Source organism: Legionella rubrilucens (assembly GCF_001468125.1).
In the GTDB taxonomy this organism is placed as follows: domain Bacteria; phylum Pseudomonadota; class Gammaproteobacteria; order Legionellales; family Legionellaceae; genus Legionella_C; species Legionella_C rubrilucens.
In genome coordinates, this window is record NZ_LNYT01000007.1 from 68971 (window position 1) to 87304 (window position 18334).

The window sequence follows — 18334 nt, forward strand, 5'->3', positions numbered from 1 at the left end:
AATTCATGGAACGTATGGCATCAAACTACTCGTCAAGGTCCGTTTCATTTTCTAAATCCCTGGCTTCATGACCCTCTTTCTCATCAAAAAGAGGGGTGGTTTCTCTAGTTTTATCTTCGTATTCATTCTCTGCAAAACAATCCTTAGCGTTCATAACCATTCCTTTAAAATGATTGTTCTTGTCCTTGCCAACGACTAAAAAACAACAGGGTGTATTGTTGCTATTTCCATCTCTGAAATTTAGCATAATGGATAACGATTCAATTGACAAAAATAGAAATTAAAAGGGATTAATCGAATAGCCATTTGGCTATTTATTTATAAGAAGAAACGAGGGAATGGGATGTTGGTTCCCTAAACTGGAATAAGGAACGCATCGACCATGATAGAAATTATCCCCAATTGGCACCCCATTTTTGTCCATTTTACCGTGGCCTTATTTACTGTTTCGGTGATTCTTTATGCCCTAATCTACCTAGCTTCTTACACTCATTGGAACACCAGGCCCTTGATTGTCGAATTGGACATAGTAGCTCGTTGGTGTTTATGGTTAGCCGCATTAAGCACGGTGACCACTGTGTCCGCTGGGTTTTATGCCTTTTATACGGTGAAACATGGGGCTATGGTGCATGCCGTAAAAGTGATTCACCGCAACTGGGCATTAATTACGATGAGCACTATTTTACTTATGGCTTTCTGGGTGGTTTGGCGTTATATTAAACACCAAAAAACGACGCTGATTTTCTTAATGGCGTTGTTCCTTGTGCAAGTGCTGTTGCTCACGACGGCTTGGTATGGGGCGGAATTAGTCTATCGGTATGGGTATGGTGTTCTACCTGTCAAAGCAGAACAGACGGTATCGCCGCATTAATACGATTTTTATGGAAGGATACAAACATGGTACAAAAGGACTTGCGTCGTTCAATAAGGAACTATTGCTTTATTTTTTCCTTTTTACTGCTCAGTTCTTCTGCTTTGTTTGCCCAGCATGAGCAACATGGTGCTTCAACACAACCGTTACCTTCTCCCAAGACTACACCGTCTCAATCGAAACCTGCACAATACAAAATGGAACAACCTATCGCTAAAAAACAATCTGTCAGAACAGTGAAACCGCTCACTATGACAGGTGGAGCAAAGCGTACGGTTAATTTGGTAGTCGCTTATAAAACGGTGAATTTTGCAGGCAAACTAAGACGCGCCATTGCTGTTAATGGGCAAATTCCAGCACCGACTTTGCATTTTAAAGAAGGGGATGATGTCACCATCAACGTGTACAACCATTTGGATGAGGGAACGTCCATTCATTGGCATGGTCTTTTAGTCCCTTGGCAAATGGACGGGGTGGATGAGGTGAGTCAAAAACCAATTCCTCCTGGAGGGGTGTTCCATTATCGCTTTAAACTGTACCAAAGGGGGACCTATTGGTACCACGCCCATGCCAAGGTTCAAGAACAAGAAGGTTTGTATGGGACTTTTATTATTGATCCACCCAATCCTCCAAGCTATCACTACACCAAAGATTATGTGGTGGTGTTATCCGATTGGAGCAACACCCCTGCGGAACAAGTGCTTGCGAATTTAAAAAAAGACGGCGACTATTACGGTCCTCGATTTCCCCTACAACCCTCACTCATGAAATTTCTTCATGATTACCGTAAAGCGTCACCCGAAGAGCGTAAAAAATTAATCGCCGATTATAAAATGATGCAACAAATGCGTATGAGCATCTATGACTTAAGTGATGTGGCGTATGATGCGTATTTATTAAATGGTCATCCTAAATCACATCCTTGGACCGCGCCTGTGAAGGTAGGGGATACGGTGCGGCTACGCTTCATTGGCGCAGGTGCAAGCACCATTTATCGGGTCAAAATCCCTGATGCTAAAGTGGACATGGTGCACATTCAGGGAAATGATGTGGACCCTTATCCCATTGAGGATTTTTGGATTGCACCGGGTGAAACCTATGATATCCTGGTGAAAATTCAAAAAAACAAGCCTTACATTATTTATGCCGAGTCGATTGACACGCTGGGTAAAGCCTATGGGGCCTTAGTGACCCATCCTAATCAAGTCGTCAACTATCAGCAAGTGACTCCTTTCCCTGAACCACTTCCTGTGACAAGAGAAATGATGGCCAATATGATGCAGTCTATGAATGGCGGGGGAATGGGTGGAAATCAACCACACGCTTTGATGAACAAAAAAACATCATCAACGGCAATGAAACCCTCCATGACCATGCCTTCGCACTCCAAGGCAATGAGTTCGCAAAGCGCCAATCACTCCATGTCCTCTATGACTGCCCAAAAGAAAATGGACAATGCATCCAATCATTCCGCTCACACCTCATCAATGAAGTCCAAATCCTCATCGGCCTCGATGAACAAGAGCATGGACATGTCGGGCATGAATCATGGCGCAATGAGTCAGAGTAAGACGTCTAACCCTGCTCAAATGAAATCTGACTCCTCTTCGACCTCAATGAATAAGAGCATGGACATGCTGGGCATGAATCATAGCGCAATGGACCAGAATAAGACGTCTAACTCTGCTCAAATGAAATCTGACTCCTCATCGACCGCAATGAACAAGAGCATGGCTATGCCGGACATGAATCATAGCGCAATGAGCCAGAGTAAGACGTCTAACTCTGCTAATGATATGTCTATGAATAAGAACATGAAGTCTGATGGGCCTATGGAACAGGGCATGTCGATGAATGATTCCATGAACATGAAGATGCCCATTGAGCCGACCATCATAGGCGATAAGATAGAGCCGGCTGATTCAGCAAAAGCCAGCACCCTAGGAACCAAATATCAAGAGTTAAAAGGAGCAGTGAAAACCAACAACCCGAATATACCAGTCGATGGGATTATTAAAATGGAATTGTTTGGTTACATGGACCGTTATATCTGGTTTATTAATGGCTTACCGGAATACAAGGCCAAGCCGATTCTGATTGAGCCAGGAAAGCGTTATCGGATTATTTTTACCAACAATTCGATGATGCGTCACCCCATGCATATTCATGGACATTGGTTTATTTTACGCAATGGTCATGGATCTTACGATCCGTTATTGCATACCATTGAAGTCCCTCCAGGGGCTACTGCCGTTGCCGATTTTGATACTGAAGCCAGCGGTCAGTGGTTTTTCCATTGCCACCATCTTCTGCACATGACGGCGGGAATGGCGCGCGTATTTCAATACACCACCATCATCGAGATTGCCAACGGCACTCGAAAGCCAGAGCATTACGCTGTTCAGCAAGCCTACATCAATCGACCCATTGTAAGAGAAGACGAAGTCATGCCACTGGATGCTTCTCTCATCAAACACCCCGCAGGGCATCATCAAGGCTTCTACCGCTCAAGCTATATCGAGCTGGGTGAAGATCCTTTTCATAATGCTCAGGAAATGTCTTTTAGAGGCCTCTACGGCCCAGATTACAATAAGCTCCAGTTGTATACTGAGGATGCGGAAATTTATAAAGGATCTGTTGAAAATGCGGACATCGATGTGTTTTATTGGCATTTGATTAGTCAGTTTTGGGCTGTTAAAGGTGGGGTCAATTATTTTTATCGCCCAGGAGGCCCTTATTGGCAACCTGGTATTGGTATTGAAGGGGTGATGCCTTATTACATTGATACCAACATTAGAACCTATTACCGTGATGGCAGCGTGAAGTTTGACATTCAGTTGGCTCGGGCTAACCAGCTGACCAATAACTTCTTCTTCCTCACAGGAATTCGCAGCATTTTGGCTACTCATACTGTAGTCAAAAATGAGATTGGCAATGGCTTAAACCAAATGCGTTATATCCTTAGGCCTTATTATCGTATTAAGCCAGGGCTTAATATTTTTACAGAGTACGAACATGATGAAGAATACGGTGCTCTTAAGAGGATTCTTCGAAGTCAGGGAGAGGCTACCACTCAAGATACAATCACGTTAGGAGTTGCTGTTCTTTTTTAAACAGTCACGTGAGTTGCTGATACCTAGATACTGGAGCCCTAGTGCACTAGATAAAAGCATCTGTTTAAGCCCACGTTCTTGTTCATGGGTTTGAAATTATTTTGAGTTCAGAGTAGGCCAAATAACAAATAGTTAGTACTCGTGGTTTGTTCAGAAGAAACCTCGTGAATGCACTAATTGGAGGAATGTATGTACTTAGATGCTCTTTCACGGCTTGATAAGGCTGCTTCATTTTGTCGTATTGATCCTGAAGCTTTAGAGAAACTGAAACACCCTAAATCCTGTCTGGAAGTATCTCTCCCGGTTCGGATGGATAATGGTGAATTAAAAATTTTTCCAGCTTATCGAGTCCATCATAATGACAACCGTGGTCCTATGAAAGGGGGCATACGGTTTCATCCAAAATTGGATTTAGACGAGATGAAAACTCTTGCATTATGGATGACAATAAAATGCGCTGTCGTTGACATCCCCTTTGGTGGCGCAAAAGGTGGGGTAATTGTTGATCCAAAACAGTTATCCCGCATGGAATTGGAGCGATTAAGCCGAAGCTATATTGAGTTAATCGCGGATTTTATTGGGCCAGACAAAGACATTCCTGCTCCTGATATGTATACCAATGAGATGATCATGGGCTGGATGATGGATGAGTATGCCACCATTGTTCGGCAAAATAGTCCAGCGGTAATCACAGGTAAGCCTATTCCTTTAGGAGGGAGCTTTGGACGTGAGGGTGCGACCGGTCTAGGTGCCTACTATTGCATTAAAATTCTTGAAAAAAAGAAAAAATGGCAGTCTTCTGAGCTACGAGTTGCTGTTCAAGGATTTGGTAATGCGGGACAAAGTATCGCTAAGCTGCTTTATGACAATGGCTATAAAATTGTTGCGATAAGTGATTCGAAAGGAGGAATTTATAATACCAAAGGCATCGATATACCTCGCATGATTGAAATAAAAAATAACTCTAAAGAAGTGCAGTCTATCTATTGCAAAAAGTCTGTTTGTGACCTTGCGAAGGAAGCCAGAATCACGAATGAAGAATTATTGGAACTCGATGTCGACTTACTGATCCCAGCTGCTGCACAAAATCAAATTACCCAAGAAAATGCAGCAAGAATTAAGGCTCCCATAATCGTTGAAATTGCAAATGGTCCAATAACCTTAGAGGCCGATGCACTATTGCAGAAAAAGGGACTATTAATTGTACCCGATATATTAGCCAATACGGGTGGGGTAATCGTAAGCTATTTTGAGTGGGTGCAAAATAAATCAGGTTATTATTGGACTATGGAAAAAGTTCAAGAAGAATTACAGACTATCATATCCCGTGAATTCAAGAATATTTGGCAGATGATGGAACAATATCAAACAGATATGCGGCAAGCGGCTTACATTCATGCCTTGAGTCGATACGATAAAGCGGTTACGGCCCAAGGAACTCGCGGATATTTTTCAAATTTAGGCCTAAGCCTATAAAGAGAGTTGTCCTGCTTGAATTTCATGTCTCTTCTTACTGGGACTCATTCTCCTATTATTAGTGTTGATTGGGATATTAGGCTTACTCTCCCCAAAGAATAGAAGGTCCTTCCTCACGTCTTTATGACGGTTACTGATTTACCTGACTGAGTATATTTGGCACAAATATATTACTCACGCATCAAGAGAATGAGTTCCCATCCTCTTAATGTCCGCTGCCATGTCCACCTTGCCAGCCGTGTCCACCTTGTCCACCGTGATGCCAGTTTTGTTGGTGCCAATTTTGATGCCAGTTATGATGCCACTTGTAGTGGTATTGAATCCAATGCCATCTATGTCCATCCCAATGCCACTTACCATGTCCACCATGAGGTGTCCAATGAGGTGGATGATGGACACTGGCAGCCAATATCATAGAACCTAATTGGGAATCATTTTTGACTGAGGTATCAAAGGCAGCAGCTACAGCAGTTGAGCCTATCAAAGCGGCTACAGCAACAAACCGCTTCAACGTCTTTAAAGTCCACATATTGCCGCTCCTTGTAAAGAATGTGATTGCGCTATTCTAAACTACTATAAATCCAATACTTATCATTTTCAGTATAGACAAGAGAGCACCTTGGTTCAATATTTGAACAATTTATGAGGTGATACTTTACTGGCGCAATCTTTTATCAGGATGGACTATACTAATAAGAATTAATGAGCAAAGGAGGGCACATCATGTCGCCTGAACCTAAGCATCACCCACAGCCACCAAAACAACAAAAAGAGATGCGCTTTTGGAGTTCTCCTTCTGGCATGGTGGCCATCCTCATTATTGGGATTATTGGCTATTTCTTGATTGTAGAGCATGGTGCTCACATTGCGAGTTTTCTTGGGGCTTCGCCTTTTTTACTGTTAGTCTTACTCTGTCCACTAATGCATCTGTTTATGCATAGAGGACATGGAGGGCATGGAGAGGAGCATCACCATAAATCGGATAGTAAGGACAATGATTCTTCTGAGAATAAGGATTAATCGACATGGAACATACTTCGTATGCTTATGGTTTGTGGTTATTGGTCATTGTCAATTCGGCGATTTTCATTTTGTTTGCTTACAGTTGTACTACCACGTTTAAGACAAAACGAGACTGGCGTGCCTTTGGGGCTTTCTCTGCTTTTGTGGTTGCCTATTTTACTGAAATGTATGGTTTTCCTTTAACTATTTATTTATTGTCAGGATGGCTTTCTAAATATTATCCTGGAATGGATTTATACGGTCATGACAGTGGCCATTTACTCCATACCCTGCTTGGCTTGAAAGGTGATCCTCATTTTGATGTCTTTCATATTTTAAGTTTTGTCTTCATTATCGGCGGTCTTTGGATGATTGCATCCGCCTGGGGTACTCTTTATCGCGCTCAAAAGAAGCATCAACTTGCAACCAGTGGGCTGTATGCCAAAATTCGTCATCCGCAATACGATGGATTTATTCTGGTGATGATTGGTTTTTTATTGCAATGGCCAACCATTCTGACCTTAATCATGTTTCCTATACTGGTTTATATGTATGTTCGTCTCGCGCGTAGAGAAGAAAAAGAAGTCTTGGCCGAATTTGGTGAGGAGTATCAACGCTACGCCGCAAGGACTCCTGGATTTATACCTCATTTGAGTAAGCAAAATAAGATTAAAGGAGATGCGCCATGATGTTTATGTTTCACAGTGCCGAAATGCTCGGCCTTATCGCAATAGCACTTGGGATCATGTTGGTAGTTTGGGCATTACGTAATGAAGGGAACAGTACGGGATTAAGCAAAGTATTTGGTTGGCTCATCGTCATTATTGGGGTTTTAGGGGAATTATGCAGTACTTATTACAGTATTAAGTACTGGTATGCCGGTTATTTCCAGATGCCAATGATACAAGGTGAAGCCTTTATATTCCATACCGCTCAGATGTTATCTTTGGTTGCTATAGCGCTTGGTATTATTTTGGTCGTCTGGGCTTCACGCAACGAGGGTCTCGGTATTTCGCTGGCAAAAGTTTTTGGTTGGCTCATCATTCTCTTTGCGATTTTAGGAATGATTTGTAGTGGTTATTATGCCACTGTATACTGGTATAAGGGATATATTCAAACGCCTGCGAGTATGCACATGACGATGCCACATCAAACGTCGAGTCAGAATCAGCCATCCAATCAATAGCCCAGTCAGTGCATAACAAATTTATGGCACAAAACTGGATACAAAAAGAGTAGTGAATTTTGAATAAACAATGCCATAGAGTAGAGGTGAGCTTAAGAACAAAAATAGAATAAAGGCACTAATAGGGCTAAACCCTCCCTCAATGATGCTTATAAAACCCAACTCCTTTAATATCAGTCCACAAAGTGGTTTGGTGACAAAGGAAACATTGATCTACACGGGCTTCATGCTCATGAGCCACTTTTTTTGAAATCATATTAAAATGCTCCATATAATGACTGGGTGGCGCTTGGTGGCATTGAGCACAATCCATGGAGCTCGGGGATGGGTGCCTAAATTCAGAGAGGCTCCAATGAGCCGTTTCATGACAAGCAGAACAATCGTCGCCAAATAACTTAAAGTGCTTGTCCTTGTTTTGATGACACGAGGCACAGCGTAAAGTCTGTTCTTGAGGTGATAACTGGGGGTTGACTCGTAATGTGGACCTATTGGATTCATTCTGCTCTAAAAAGAGCGTAACCTGATTAATAATCAACTGCTCTTCCTCATCATTTGCATTTGAAAAGGCTTTAAGTTGCTGCAATCCTAATGAAACCAAAGCATTGTGATCCATCTGAGTGATGCGTGCTGTTCTGCCCTGGTGCTCTCTATGGCACGCGACACAATTGCCTACGTTGGCATGAAATGAGGTCGGCTGGCGTTTTAACAGAGATTCGTTGTTGGCATGGCAGGCGATACAGTTCACGGCCTCAACTCCTTTGACTGGGGTATGACACGCAGTGCAGTTGTGGCTTAAAAACGAGTGGGCCTTGGAAAGTTCTCCAGGGCTTGCCATTCTTTGCCACTCGGCCACGTTCGTCAAACTGCTCACCTCATCTCCATGATAAGATAGGTAATAGGCCACAAAAGATAGTGCCGCTATCACGGTAAGGGCGGCGAGTGTAGCCCAGCGAAGCTTCATTGAAACCACCTTAATCCAAAATAAATTCCAGACCACACGTGCAAACCCAGCAGAACATACAATACCAGTGCGGTAATAATGTGACACGTTAACCATTTTTGAAACAGGCGCTTGAAGTGCTCGTGAAAACGAATGGCGTATTCCAGCTCAGAGATGGCATCCGCCAAGCACAAAGCGCGTACCTCTGCCGACTTGATTAACTGACCATCCAATGCGGTGTCTTCAAGCAACCAGGAAAGAAAGCGAGCGGTCATTAGGTGTAATTTCCCGATGTTTTGCTTGGAGGGTGCGCTTGCTTGTAATTCTTGAGCCACAATTTGGTATTGCTTTTGTAATCCCGTCAAGATGGTCTTTTTTTCATCGATTTCCTGAGTCATAAAGCCCATGAGATAACGGCCAATAAAACCACTGAGCGTGACAATGATCGTCATAGCAGTCAAAGCAATACCTAAAGCGCTATTAAATTTATGTCCTGTATGAATCAAGACTAAAATAGAGCCGATAATGCCGGTGTAAATATGCCACGACAACAGGGTATTCATGGACACGTACCGTGTTACCCAATTTTTCAAAAAAGAAATGCGCTTAATAAAGAGGTAGAGTAGTGGAATGAGCATCAATATTGAGCCACTCACGCCAAAAAAACCACCCCAAAAACTCCCGGCAAAACGATAAGAGGTATGGACTGCAAAGCCCAGCCACGTGATAAGCAGTAACAGCACTAAGCCCAAAACCATCAGACGTCCTTGCGCATTCATTAAGCATCCACCTCAATATTTTTTGTCGCTTTGGCCTGACAGGCTAAGATAAGCCCCTGTTGTTTGTCTTCCTTGGAAAGAGCATCTTCACAGGCCATGGTCACCTCTCCTGACAGCAATGTCACTTTACATAACCCACATTGCCCGGTTCGACACGCATAATCAATAGCAATCCCATTGGCTTCAGCGATTTCAAGAAGGGTGCGGTCTGGCAAAATCGGAACCATTTTTTCAGATTTCCGAAAAGAAACCATCGCACGGGTATCGGCTTTGACGAAGTCTTCTTGGGCTATTTCTGGTTTCTTTTCTGGTCCAAACGCTTCCGTTAGAATCAAATCTGTGGGCACGTTAAGTTCTTTTAAGATAGCAAGGATGGCATCCATCATCGCAGGAGGACCACAAACATGGATACGATGAGAGGCAATATCAGGGACAAGATGGCTGATGATATTCTTGGTGAATAGGCCTTGTAACCCCATCCAAACGGCTCCCTCTGAGCGCAGCATCGACGCATACACATGGAGATTTAAGTATCTTTCTTGAAGTTGCTCTAATTCTTCACGAAAGAGAAACTCACTCGTCGTGCGACAACAGTACAGCAAATAAATGTCATTGTGCCATCCAATGTCGGTGAGATAGCGGATGATGCTCATCATCGGGGTAATACCAACCCCGCCACAAATCAATACGATGCTCTTTGCCTCTTCCCCAGTAAAAGTAAATTTACCATTAGGTCCCATCACATCCAGTACATCCCCTTCCTTAATTTCGTCATGCAAATAACGGGAAAACAAACCGTGCTCTTCGCGCTTAACCGTAATGGCACAATAATGCAATTGGGTTGGGGTGGACGCCATGGTGTAACTGCGTCTTACCGTTTTACCATTGATCACTGCGGTGAGCGTAATGAACTGGCCAGGATAATAGGTAAATGGCAACGCCACCTCATGGAGTGAGGCCAAATGATACGTTTTGATTTCTGGTGCTTCTTGAAAGATACGGCAAACACGAAGTGTTCCTTCCCATTTCTCTTCCGGTTCGGTGAGCGATCGCATGACTGGAAATTGGGGAACGGGACATTTATGGGCGGGACAGGTAGGAGGGGTAGTTGGAGCAGTCTCTGATGGCAACTTAGAAACTTGAGAGGGCTTAATGGGCTCTACGGACAAGGAAGGGGTTGGTTCAGCTGCTTTTGAAGATTGGGGTGAGTCATCCAAAGGAGCAGCCGCATTTTGTTTCGTTAAGCGATCGAGCAAAGCAGCAGCTCTTCTCATTTTGAAAAAATACATCCAAATCATGACCAAAAAAAACAGACCAAATAGGGCGATAATCGTTAAATGAAAAAAAGGCCCCCCTAAGACATTCCTGGCTTGTGGACTACTTGGAAGAAGATTCATTTCACGTTTAAACCACTGCAATGCGATGTCGCGAGGATTTTTTCCTTCAGAAAGGGCGCGAAGTGCGGCCAGTGCACTCTCATATTGAGCAATCCCTTCCCGTAATTTCTCTAAGGCTTCCTGCATTTTAACGTAGTCGTTCTTGCTGGATGCCAACAAAAGCTCGTTAAGCCCACCTTTCATGAGCGCAATGCCGGATGTGATGCGTTGATGGGCCATTTGTTGAATTGCAAGGCGTTTTTCGGTGGATAATGTGGGTAAATTCATTAAAGAGGGGTAAAGGTCCTTAGAGGGAGTCCCTATGTTTTTCATCATGCCACTCATTCCCTCGCCTTCTTTCTCTTTTTCGCCTCCTTGGTGATGTGCGGCATGTTCTTCCGTTGTGGTTTGTGTAAAGGAGACAGAAGCCACCGTCAACAGGAACGAAATGGAGAAGGTTTGAACCCATCGAAGGTGGATAAATTTTTTAATGTATTGAAACCGCATCCTTTCCCTCCAAAGCGCACTTAAACTGTCGATTCATGACATGGTTTTAAGTGGAGCAGTCCGCACGAAAGTCTTTCTTATTCACTAAAAGACCCTCCTGTATTTTAAGCTGAGATGATTTGCTTTCGCGTCTCATAATAGTTTATCCCATATTCTGTAACAAATTTCCAATAACTCAAAAGGGTATGATTATGAATTCATGGAATAATTCATTCCATGGATTAGAAACTGAGCCAAATCAGTACGTTATTTGCTCTTTTTTGCGGTTTCCGTCTATTCTATAATAGAAGCTTTTTTAAGAGATGTCCTATGTGAATCTTAAAAAAGTGAAGGGAAAGCTCGCTTTGATAACCTTATTGGGAGCAATTGGTTAAGCGCCAATTCAGACACAGCAGTGAACAGGATGACGCCAGAATGGAGGAACTCCCAATGGCGAGGAAGTGGATGGTTCTATTAGGGAGTGTGGTCTTGAGTTTATTGACGATGGTTTCGTTAGCCCAATATCGAAATGGTGTTTTTTCGGTGGAGTACTCAAAGATCTCTCCTATAAAAAATATCCCGCTTAAAAAAGCCACATTAATCATCAAAATCTACTATTATGGATATCCCAGAGGACATTTCTCAGTGGTCACGGATGAAAAACAACAGTTTATCTTAGGTTATGATGATAAAGATCAAATCGCTCTTGAACTCATCGCCATTTCGGGACAGGAAAAATACAAGGCCTTATGCCGTGGGGAATCGAAACCAGGGCAGTTGAAACTAATAGTCGTCTGTAGCCTCCATAAGAAAACGACCTCATAAAGAGGCGATGTGAGGGGTTACCTGGTATTTTTAAGTGAGAGAATGACCAACAATCGCTTCTACGCTAAGTAAAATATTCTGAATTTCTTCAGTAATTTCTTCTTGGCGCAGGAAATTAAGGCGATTCGTTAATGAATTTTTTTTATTTTCTAAGCGATCTAATGCCTGGTTTAAATGAACAAGTCGTTGATGATTCTCCGCAAAAAACGATTGATAAAAAATCGCATAACACATGGCCAGTAAATAATGCTCCACCAGATCAGCAAAAAACTGGTTTTTGGGTACATTTAAAACGGGTGGCACCGAAAAAGGAGGCACAGGATTTGTATCCAATTCTTTAAAGGGCTGCCAGGTTTTTACTTGAATTTGATTGTGCTCTTCCTCATTGAAGAGAATAGCCCATTGCCAAGAATGCCATGTCTTATTTCTTTGCAATAAGGCTTTTTCTAACGTGGTTAACACGTTTGAAATCACGGCTGGGATTTCTTCAATGGCATTGGGTCCATCGATTGTTGCCATGACACGAGAATCATTAGCCATTTTTAATGTCAGTTTATGCCCTACAAGAATGAGTGCAGGTTCCAATTCAGAATGGTGCTCTTTGTGCGCTTCTAACTGATGAAGCACATGATCATTAAAAGAGCCACAAAAGCCTCGCTCTGAGCCAATAAGAATAGAAACTAAGGGGTGATTTCCTTGTTGATTCATTGGGGGCAGGGGATAGAAACTTAAAAAATCATGGCTCACTTCACGAATGGTTTTAATGACGTGGTCCTGTAGGACAAGACATTGGGTGATTTTGCCTAGTTCAATTAAAGAGAGATTTTTCATGGCCGTCATGATGTGGCTAATTTCGTCTAAAGTATGAAGATGTTCTTTTAGTTTCATTCGCTTCGTCATAAAACCTTCCAAGTGATCAATGAGACTCATTACTTTGGAATGGATAATGGGTCAGTTTATGCCATTAGCCATTCTTTTATCGCTTTTTCCCATTGTTCTCGTGGTCTTCCCAATGACCAATTGCTCTGTTTTATTTCTTCCTCTATTTTTTTGAGGATTTTGGGGATGTCTTCTAAATTCAATTCGTCAAAGAAACCCTCATTGTAAGCAATAAGCCATGCGAGTTGAAATTCAATGGGTAGTGGTGAAAACCGTTCTTGTTTCAGAATTTCTCTTAAAATTCGCCCTTTTTGAATCTGCTGTTGCATTTTGGCATCCAGTTTCGCCCCAAAGCGAGTGAACAGTTCCAAATCAAGAAATTGCAGGTAATCGAGTTTCATTCGACCGGCTTCTTTTTTAATTTGCGGATGCTGTGCTTTACCACCGACTCGGGAGACCGATTTGGTGATATCAATGGCTGGAAGAAATCCAGAAGAGAATAAGGATTCATCAAAAAAGATTTGCCCATCGGTGATTGAGATGAGATTCGTAGGAATATAAGTGGCCATTTCCCCTTCTTTGGTTTCGATAATAGGCAACGCCGTCATACTGCCGCCGCCCATGGCCGGGGAAAGACAGGTGGAGCGCTCTAATAAACGGGAATGCAGATAAAAAATGTCAGCGGGAAACGCTTCTCGTCCAGGAGGTCTACGCAGTAAAAGGGACAGTTCACGATAACTATTGGCATGAGCACTCAAATCATCATAGACTACCAGGGTATCTAAGCCCTTTTTCATCCAGTGCTCTGCAATGGCGCACCCTGCAAAAGGGGCCAGATAAAGTAATCCTGGTAAGGCCGTCGCTTGGGCTACCACAACCGTCGTATAGTCCAATGCCTTGGCTTCTTTTAATAATTGTATGGTAGAGCTCACTGTGGAACGCTTTTGGCCAATCAACACATAGACACAATAGACTTTTTTATCTTTTTGATTCATCACAATGTCAATGGCCAAAGCACTTTTACCAAGCCCATTATCCCCGATAAGTAACTCCCTTTGTCCTTTTCCAATGGGAATTAAATTATCAATCATCTTATTTCCTGTGTACAATGGCCGATTCACAAAGTCGCGGTGAAGAATAGGTGGGGACAACCTATCCAGTAATCCTTGCTCCTCATAGGAAGGAATCTCACCGCCATCTAATGGATGGCCTAAAGGATCAATCACCCGCCCAAGCAGTTTATCGCCTACAGGAATACTCAATACGCGTTTCAGAGGGAAAATAGGGGTGCCTGCCTTTAACTTTTGGGTTTGTACCAGCATCACAGCGCCAACCAGCTCTTCGGTGAGGTGGAACACCATCGCGATACAGCACTCATCCTCTGAAATAAGAATTTCATCGATAGCCGCCCGTGGTAAGCCCTTAATCCAAATAATACCATCTCCAACAGAAACCACCTGCCCCTGTTCGGATAGCTTGATTTGAAATTGATAGCGCTCAAGGCGTTGTCGTTGTTTCTCAAGAAAAGAAGGGAGGTTAGGCCAGTTCATTTTTTGTCTCTGTAAAGAATTTTAATTCATCACGAAGGTTGGCTTGCAAGCACATGGGGCCAATTTGCAGGGTTAATCCCGCGAGAAGCTTTGGATTTTCCGTAAAAGAGACGGTACGTTTTTTAGGCACCAACTGTTCAATGACTTGCAAGAGCCCTTGTTTCTGATGTTCTTTGATGGGGTAGGCCGTTTGTATCGCAACGGTCTCTTTTTCAGGCACAGTATTGAGCCATTGCCATTGTTCTGTCGGAACATAATTCAGATCCACGATGGTTTTTTCAATGATTTTCTCTTCAAGATGGGCATCCGCAAAAGGGATTAACACTTTTTCAGCAAATTTCCCAGCCAATAGAAACGCTTCCTTGGCATTGTTTTCAATGATGGCTGAGGCTTTTTGCTTTTCATGGGAAAAAATCTGTTCTTTTTCTTGATGTAATTGTTGTTCAAAATGGAGCTTTTCTTCCGATTTCCATTGTTCCATCGCTTCATGCCACTCGTTTTGCAGGGTCGCTTTCTTTTGTTGCCAATCGCTAAGACGATGTTCGTAGGTTGTTTGCAATTGCGTTGCTTCTTTGTGCCGTGTTTCCGCAGCCTCTAATTGTTCCTGCACTCTTTTTTTTCGTTCTAATAGGGTTTTTTGTATGGGCGCATAAAGAAAGCGTTTCAAAATCCAAATGAGAATAAGAAAATTAATGAGTTCTAATGAAAAGGTGGTCCAAGAGAGTTCCATTGGCTTTATCCCTGTTGCGTTACAAAATAAGACAATAATGGATTTCTAAAGAGGATAATCAAAACAATCACCAGACAATAAATGGCTAACGATTCGATCATGGCTAAACCAATAAATAAGGTTCTGGTGATGGACTTTTCGGCTTCAGGTTGTCTTGCCAAAGCATCTAAGGCGTGACTAATAGCACGCCCCATGGCCAGAGCCGGCCCTATGGTTCCTATGGCAATGGCTATAGCTGCAATAACGGTTGATGCTAAACTAAACCAACTCATGTCATTCATAACGATTCTCCTTGGCTTTTAAGCTCATGGGCTTGAATGCCCCCAGCAATGTAAATTAAAGCCAGCATGCCAAAAATATACGCCTGGATGATGGCTTCAATAATATGTAAAATGAGTATTGGAATAGGGACTAAAAATCCGGCAATCATAAGGACAATCAGGGCGGTTAATTGCAAGCTCATGATATTACCAAACAATCGAACGGCTAATGCTAAGGTTCGAGATATTTCGCTGATTAAATGAAAAGGCAATAAAAAAGGAGTTGGCTTAAGATAATGTTTCAAATAGTTCCGCCACCCCTCGGCACGAATTCCAAACCAGTGTACCGATAAAAAAGTCATCATCGCAAGGGATGCCGTCACTGATAAATCCGCCGTTGGTGAATAAAATCCTGGAATAACACCGATTAAATTGGAAACAAGGATAAAAATCCACAAGGTGGCTACAAAAGGAAATATCAGCTCAACGTGCTCGGGCAATACTTCGTTCATCGCATCGTGCATGGTGCTCAAAACACCCTCCCAAATGACTTGGTACGTGCTTGGTTGTAGGAGAGTGCACTTGCGCGTGGAACTCCATGCCAAAAGGAATAAAGCCATCATAATGAACCACGTCGTCAAGACGCTTTGTGTGATGGGTAATCCACCGATTGAAAAGGCAAAATACGCTAAAAATCCTTCTTCCACGGTTAATCCTTAATTAAAAGATACACGTTAATGGCACCAATAATCACACCGAGGAGGATTAAATTGATGGTCCAACTCATGGAATACCCTTTTATTTTTTCATCGAGCCAAAGCCCGAGATAGGCTCCAGCAATGATGGGTAAAACAAAAACAAAGCCTAAAGTACCCAAGTACACCGTTTGGGCTAATAAAGTCGATTTTCCCTTTTTGGCTTCATTGATTTTGCGAACATTTCGTTTCACTTGTTGTTTCAGTTCCTTTTTCGAATTTTTAAATTCCATAGCTGTTCTGCCGGTTTAACTCCCATAAACGCTTTAACATGCCTTCATCCAAACGATGCACGCTTTCTTTAGTACGCGATAGATTGTCTTCTTCCCAATGCAATTCTTCCTCTAGGAGCATTTGTATGGCTTGGTACTCTTTATGGCGCACATAATGTCTTGTCGCGATATGCAATTGATTGTCAATGAAATAAACCACGGCACCCGGTAAGGCTAAGTATTCCGTCTCTTGATTCTCATAACGAAACCAGGCCAAGCCGAATTTTAAGCACGTCATCATTCGGTCATGATGTGCTAAAATCCCAAATTGTCCAGAAGCATCTTCACCCACAAAACTGATGATCTTATCGATTTTTTCATATTGTGTGGCACTCTTAAGATGGATAGTAAAAAGCTCCATGTCCGTCGTTATCTCCCTTTATTCATGGCACCTATCATGTAACACTCTTCTTCTGAAAACTCATCGTAATCGCCTCTTAGGAACGATTCGCAATCGGTTAATGTGTGTTCTAATGAAACCGATTTCCCTTCCATTCCTGTTTGAAGCTTGGTGACATGAAAGGGTTGGCTAAGATAGCGTTGCAGTTTGCGTGCTCTTAACACAATAGCACGGTCTTTAGGAGAAAGCTCTTCAATCCCCATCATGGAAATCATGTCTTCTAATTCTTGATAACGTTCCAGGTGTTCTCGTACGCCTTGTGCAATGGAATAGTGTCGCTCGCCCAATAGGATTTTATCCATAAATTGACTCTTGGAAGCTAAGGGATCCACGGCAGGATAAATGCCTTTGCCTGCTTGTGAGCGAGAGAGTACGATGATGGAATCCAAATGTGTAATAATCCCAGTTACAGCCGGATCGCTCATATCATCCGCCGGAACATAAACCGCTTGCACCGAAGTCACTGCGCCTTTGGCAGTCGACGTCATGCGCTCTTCAAGTTCCGCTATCTCAGTCATTAAGGTGGGTTGATAACCGACACTGGCCGGCATTCTGCCGAGTAACCCCGAAATTTCACTGCCGGCTTGCACAAAACGATAAATATTATCCACAAGAAAAAGAACCTCATGGCCCAGCGTATCACGCAAATATTCCGCATAAGTTAATGCCGATAACCCGGTGCGAAAGCGCACTCCAGGCGATTCATCCATTTGACCAAATACCATGAGGGTTTTATCCATGACTCCAGCCGATTGCATCTCATGCCATAATTCATGTCCTTCCCGAATGCGCTCCCCAACGCCAGCAAAGACGGAAGTTCCTTGATGTAATTGAATAATGGAATGCATCAATTCCATCAGCAGTACGGTTTTTCCAACGCCTGCACCACCAAACAATCCTGTTTTACACCCTCTGACGAAAGGACAAAGTAAATCAATGACTTTAATTCCAGTCTCAAGAATGGTTTCTTGAGTGCTCGTCATTTCAAGTGGCGCGGAGTTGGCTAGAACATCACGATATTCATGGGTTTCTAATGGCGGGGCACCGTCTAAAGGCTCACCAAAAATATTTAGAAGGCGGCCCAAGCACTTTTTTGAAACGGGAATTTGTAATGAAGTGCCTTGATCATAGACTACTAATCCTCTTTGCAATCCTGAGGCGCGGTGAAGCGTGATGGCTCTCACATGATGCTCATCAAGATGCTGACACACTTCCAAAATGTATTCATCACTGTCCGTGTGAGTTTTAAGAGATTGATGCAAAGGAGGTAGAACATCACAATGTATCCTGACAACAGGGCCATTGATTTCGATTATCCTGCCGATGGGAGTTCCATGACTTTGAGCAACAGCCGTGTTTATGTCCATCATTTTCCAATTGTATTCATGACCCATGAATTAGGTGTCGTCCTATTCTCTCTATTTTTACATCACT

At 42.8% G+C, this 18334-nt stretch carries 20 protein-coding genes; 8 read left to right on the forward strand and 12 right to left on the reverse strand.

Translation table 11 applies throughout. From position 1 onward, the window contains the following. Positions 1-25: 25 nt before the first annotated feature. A complete protein-coding gene (locus Lrub_RS15175) occupies positions 26-154 on the reverse strand; it encodes a hypothetical protein (protein ID WP_258230568.1) in 129 nt (42 codons plus the stop codon). 228 nt (positions 155-382) lie between these two features. On the opposite strand from Lrub_RS15175, the gene Lrub_RS03955 reads away from it, so the two are divergent. From Lrub_RS03955 to Lrub_RS03985, 7 genes are all read left to right on the forward strand, one after another. Beyond that, a complete protein-coding gene (locus Lrub_RS03955) occupies positions 383-871 on the forward strand; it encodes a DUF2231 domain-containing protein (protein WP_058530907.1) in 489 nt (162 codons plus the stop codon). Positions 872-897: 26 nt separating this feature from the next. Next, on the forward strand, positions 898-3984 hold the full coding sequence (locus Lrub_RS03960; RefSeq protein WP_058530908.1) for a multicopper oxidase domain-containing protein: 3087 nt from the start codon (positions 898-900) through the stop codon (positions 3982-3984). A 189-nt stretch (positions 3985-4173) separates the two neighbouring features. Further along, positions 4174-5460, forward strand: coding sequence for a Glu/Leu/Phe/Val family dehydrogenase (locus tag Lrub_RS03965; protein ID WP_058530909.1), 1287 nt, complete (start codon positions 4174-4176; stop codon positions 5458-5460). Positions 5461-5649: 189 nt separating this feature from the next. After that, on the forward strand, positions 5650-5877 hold the full coding sequence (locus Lrub_RS14900; protein ID WP_162263124.1) for a hypothetical protein: 228 nt from the start codon (positions 5650-5652) through the stop codon (positions 5875-5877). A gap of 306 nt (positions 5878-6183) precedes the next feature. Next, complete coding sequence (locus Lrub_RS03975) at positions 6184-6480, forward strand: DUF2933 domain-containing protein (RefSeq protein WP_058530911.1); 297 nt, start codon at positions 6184-6186, stop codon at positions 6478-6480. 5 nt (positions 6481-6485) lie between these two features. After that, the gene (locus Lrub_RS03980) at positions 6486-7151 is read left to right on the forward strand and encodes a methyltransferase family protein (RefSeq protein WP_058530912.1); all 666 of its coding nucleotides are present in this window, start codon (positions 6486-6488) and stop codon (positions 7149-7151) included. Continuing rightward, the gene (locus tag Lrub_RS03985; RefSeq protein WP_058530913.1) at positions 7148-7648 is read left to right on the forward strand and encodes a hypothetical protein; all 501 of its coding nucleotides are present in this window, start codon (positions 7148-7150) and stop codon (positions 7646-7648) included. The genes Lrub_RS03980 and Lrub_RS03985 overlap by 4 nt, the downstream gene beginning before the upstream one ends. A 139-nt stretch (positions 7649-7787) precedes the next feature. Here Lrub_RS03985 and Lrub_RS03990 read toward each other — a convergent pair whose 3' ends face one another. Genes Lrub_RS03990 through Lrub_RS04000 form a run of 3 tightly spaced genes read right to left on the reverse strand, consistent with a single transcriptional unit; the run spans position 7788 to position 11250 of the window. Beyond that, entirely contained in the window at positions 7788-8609 is an 822-nt protein-coding gene (locus Lrub_RS03990) for a cytochrome c3 family protein (protein WP_058530914.1), read from the reverse strand. Continuing rightward, complete coding sequence (locus tag Lrub_RS03995; RefSeq protein ID WP_058530915.1) at positions 8606-9367, reverse strand: hypothetical protein; 762 nt, start codon at positions 9365-9367, stop codon at positions 8606-8608. Before Lrub_RS03995 ends, Lrub_RS03990 begins: the two co-directional genes overlap by 4 nt. After that, positions 9367-11250, reverse strand: coding sequence for a 2Fe-2S iron-sulfur cluster-binding protein (locus Lrub_RS04000; RefSeq protein WP_058530916.1), 1884 nt, complete (start codon positions 11248-11250; stop codon positions 9367-9369). Before Lrub_RS04000 ends, Lrub_RS03995 begins: the two co-directional genes overlap by 1 nt. A 462-nt stretch (positions 11251-11712) precedes the next feature. On the opposite strand from Lrub_RS04000, the gene Lrub_RS04005 reads away from it, so the two are divergent. Further along, positions 11713-12054 carry a hypothetical protein gene (locus Lrub_RS04005; RefSeq protein ID WP_237760766.1) on the forward strand — a complete coding sequence of 114 codons (342 nt, stop codon included), beginning with the start codon at positions 11713-11715 and terminating at the stop codon, positions 12052-12054. A 30-nt stretch (positions 12055-12084) separates the two neighbouring features. On the opposite strand, the gene Lrub_RS04010 is transcribed toward Lrub_RS04005, so the two are convergent. Genes Lrub_RS04010 through atpD form a run of 8 tightly spaced genes read right to left on the reverse strand, consistent with a single transcriptional unit; the run spans position 12085 to position 18294 of the window. Then, positions 12085-12954: a F0F1 ATP synthase subunit gamma gene (locus Lrub_RS04010; protein ID WP_058531536.1), complete on the reverse strand. Its 870-nt coding sequence runs from the start codon at positions 12952-12954 to the stop codon at positions 12085-12087. A gap of 56 nt (positions 12955-13010) precedes the next feature. Continuing rightward, the gene (locus tag Lrub_RS04015) at positions 13011-14483 is read right to left on the reverse strand and encodes a F0F1 ATP synthase subunit alpha (protein ID WP_058530917.1); all 1473 of its coding nucleotides are present in this window, start codon (positions 14481-14483) and stop codon (positions 13011-13013) included. Beyond that, on the reverse strand, positions 14470-15213 hold the full coding sequence (locus tag Lrub_RS04020) for a F0F1 ATP synthase subunit delta (protein WP_058530918.1): 744 nt from the start codon (positions 15211-15213) through the stop codon (positions 14470-14472). Before Lrub_RS04020 ends, Lrub_RS04015 begins: the two co-directional genes overlap by 14 nt. A gap of 5 nt (positions 15214-15218) precedes the next feature. Further along, a complete protein-coding gene (locus tag Lrub_RS04025; RefSeq protein WP_019235654.1) occupies positions 15219-15494 on the reverse strand; it encodes a F0F1 ATP synthase subunit C in 276 nt (91 codons plus the stop codon). Next, positions 15491-16180 (reverse strand): F0F1 ATP synthase subunit A, encoded by a 690-nt coding sequence (locus tag Lrub_RS04030; RefSeq protein WP_082651436.1) that lies wholly within the window; start codon positions 16178-16180, stop codon positions 15491-15493. The genes Lrub_RS04025 and Lrub_RS04030 overlap by 4 nt, the downstream gene beginning before the upstream one ends. 2 nt (positions 16181-16182) lie before the next feature. Next, complete coding sequence (locus Lrub_RS04035) at positions 16183-16461, reverse strand: AtpZ/AtpI family protein (protein WP_058530919.1); 279 nt, start codon at positions 16459-16461, stop codon at positions 16183-16185. Next, positions 16451-16861, reverse strand: coding sequence for a F0F1 ATP synthase subunit delta/epsilon (locus tag Lrub_RS04040; RefSeq protein WP_058530920.1), 411 nt, complete (start codon positions 16859-16861; stop codon positions 16451-16453). Before Lrub_RS04040 ends, Lrub_RS04035 begins: the two co-directional genes overlap by 11 nt. Before the next feature lie 8 nt (positions 16862-16869). Continuing rightward, on the reverse strand, positions 16870-18294 hold the full coding sequence (atpD, locus tag Lrub_RS04045; RefSeq protein ID WP_058530921.1) for a F0F1 ATP synthase subunit beta: 1425 nt from the start codon (positions 18292-18294) through the stop codon (positions 16870-16872). Between the last annotated feature and the right edge of the window lie 40 nt (positions 18295-18334).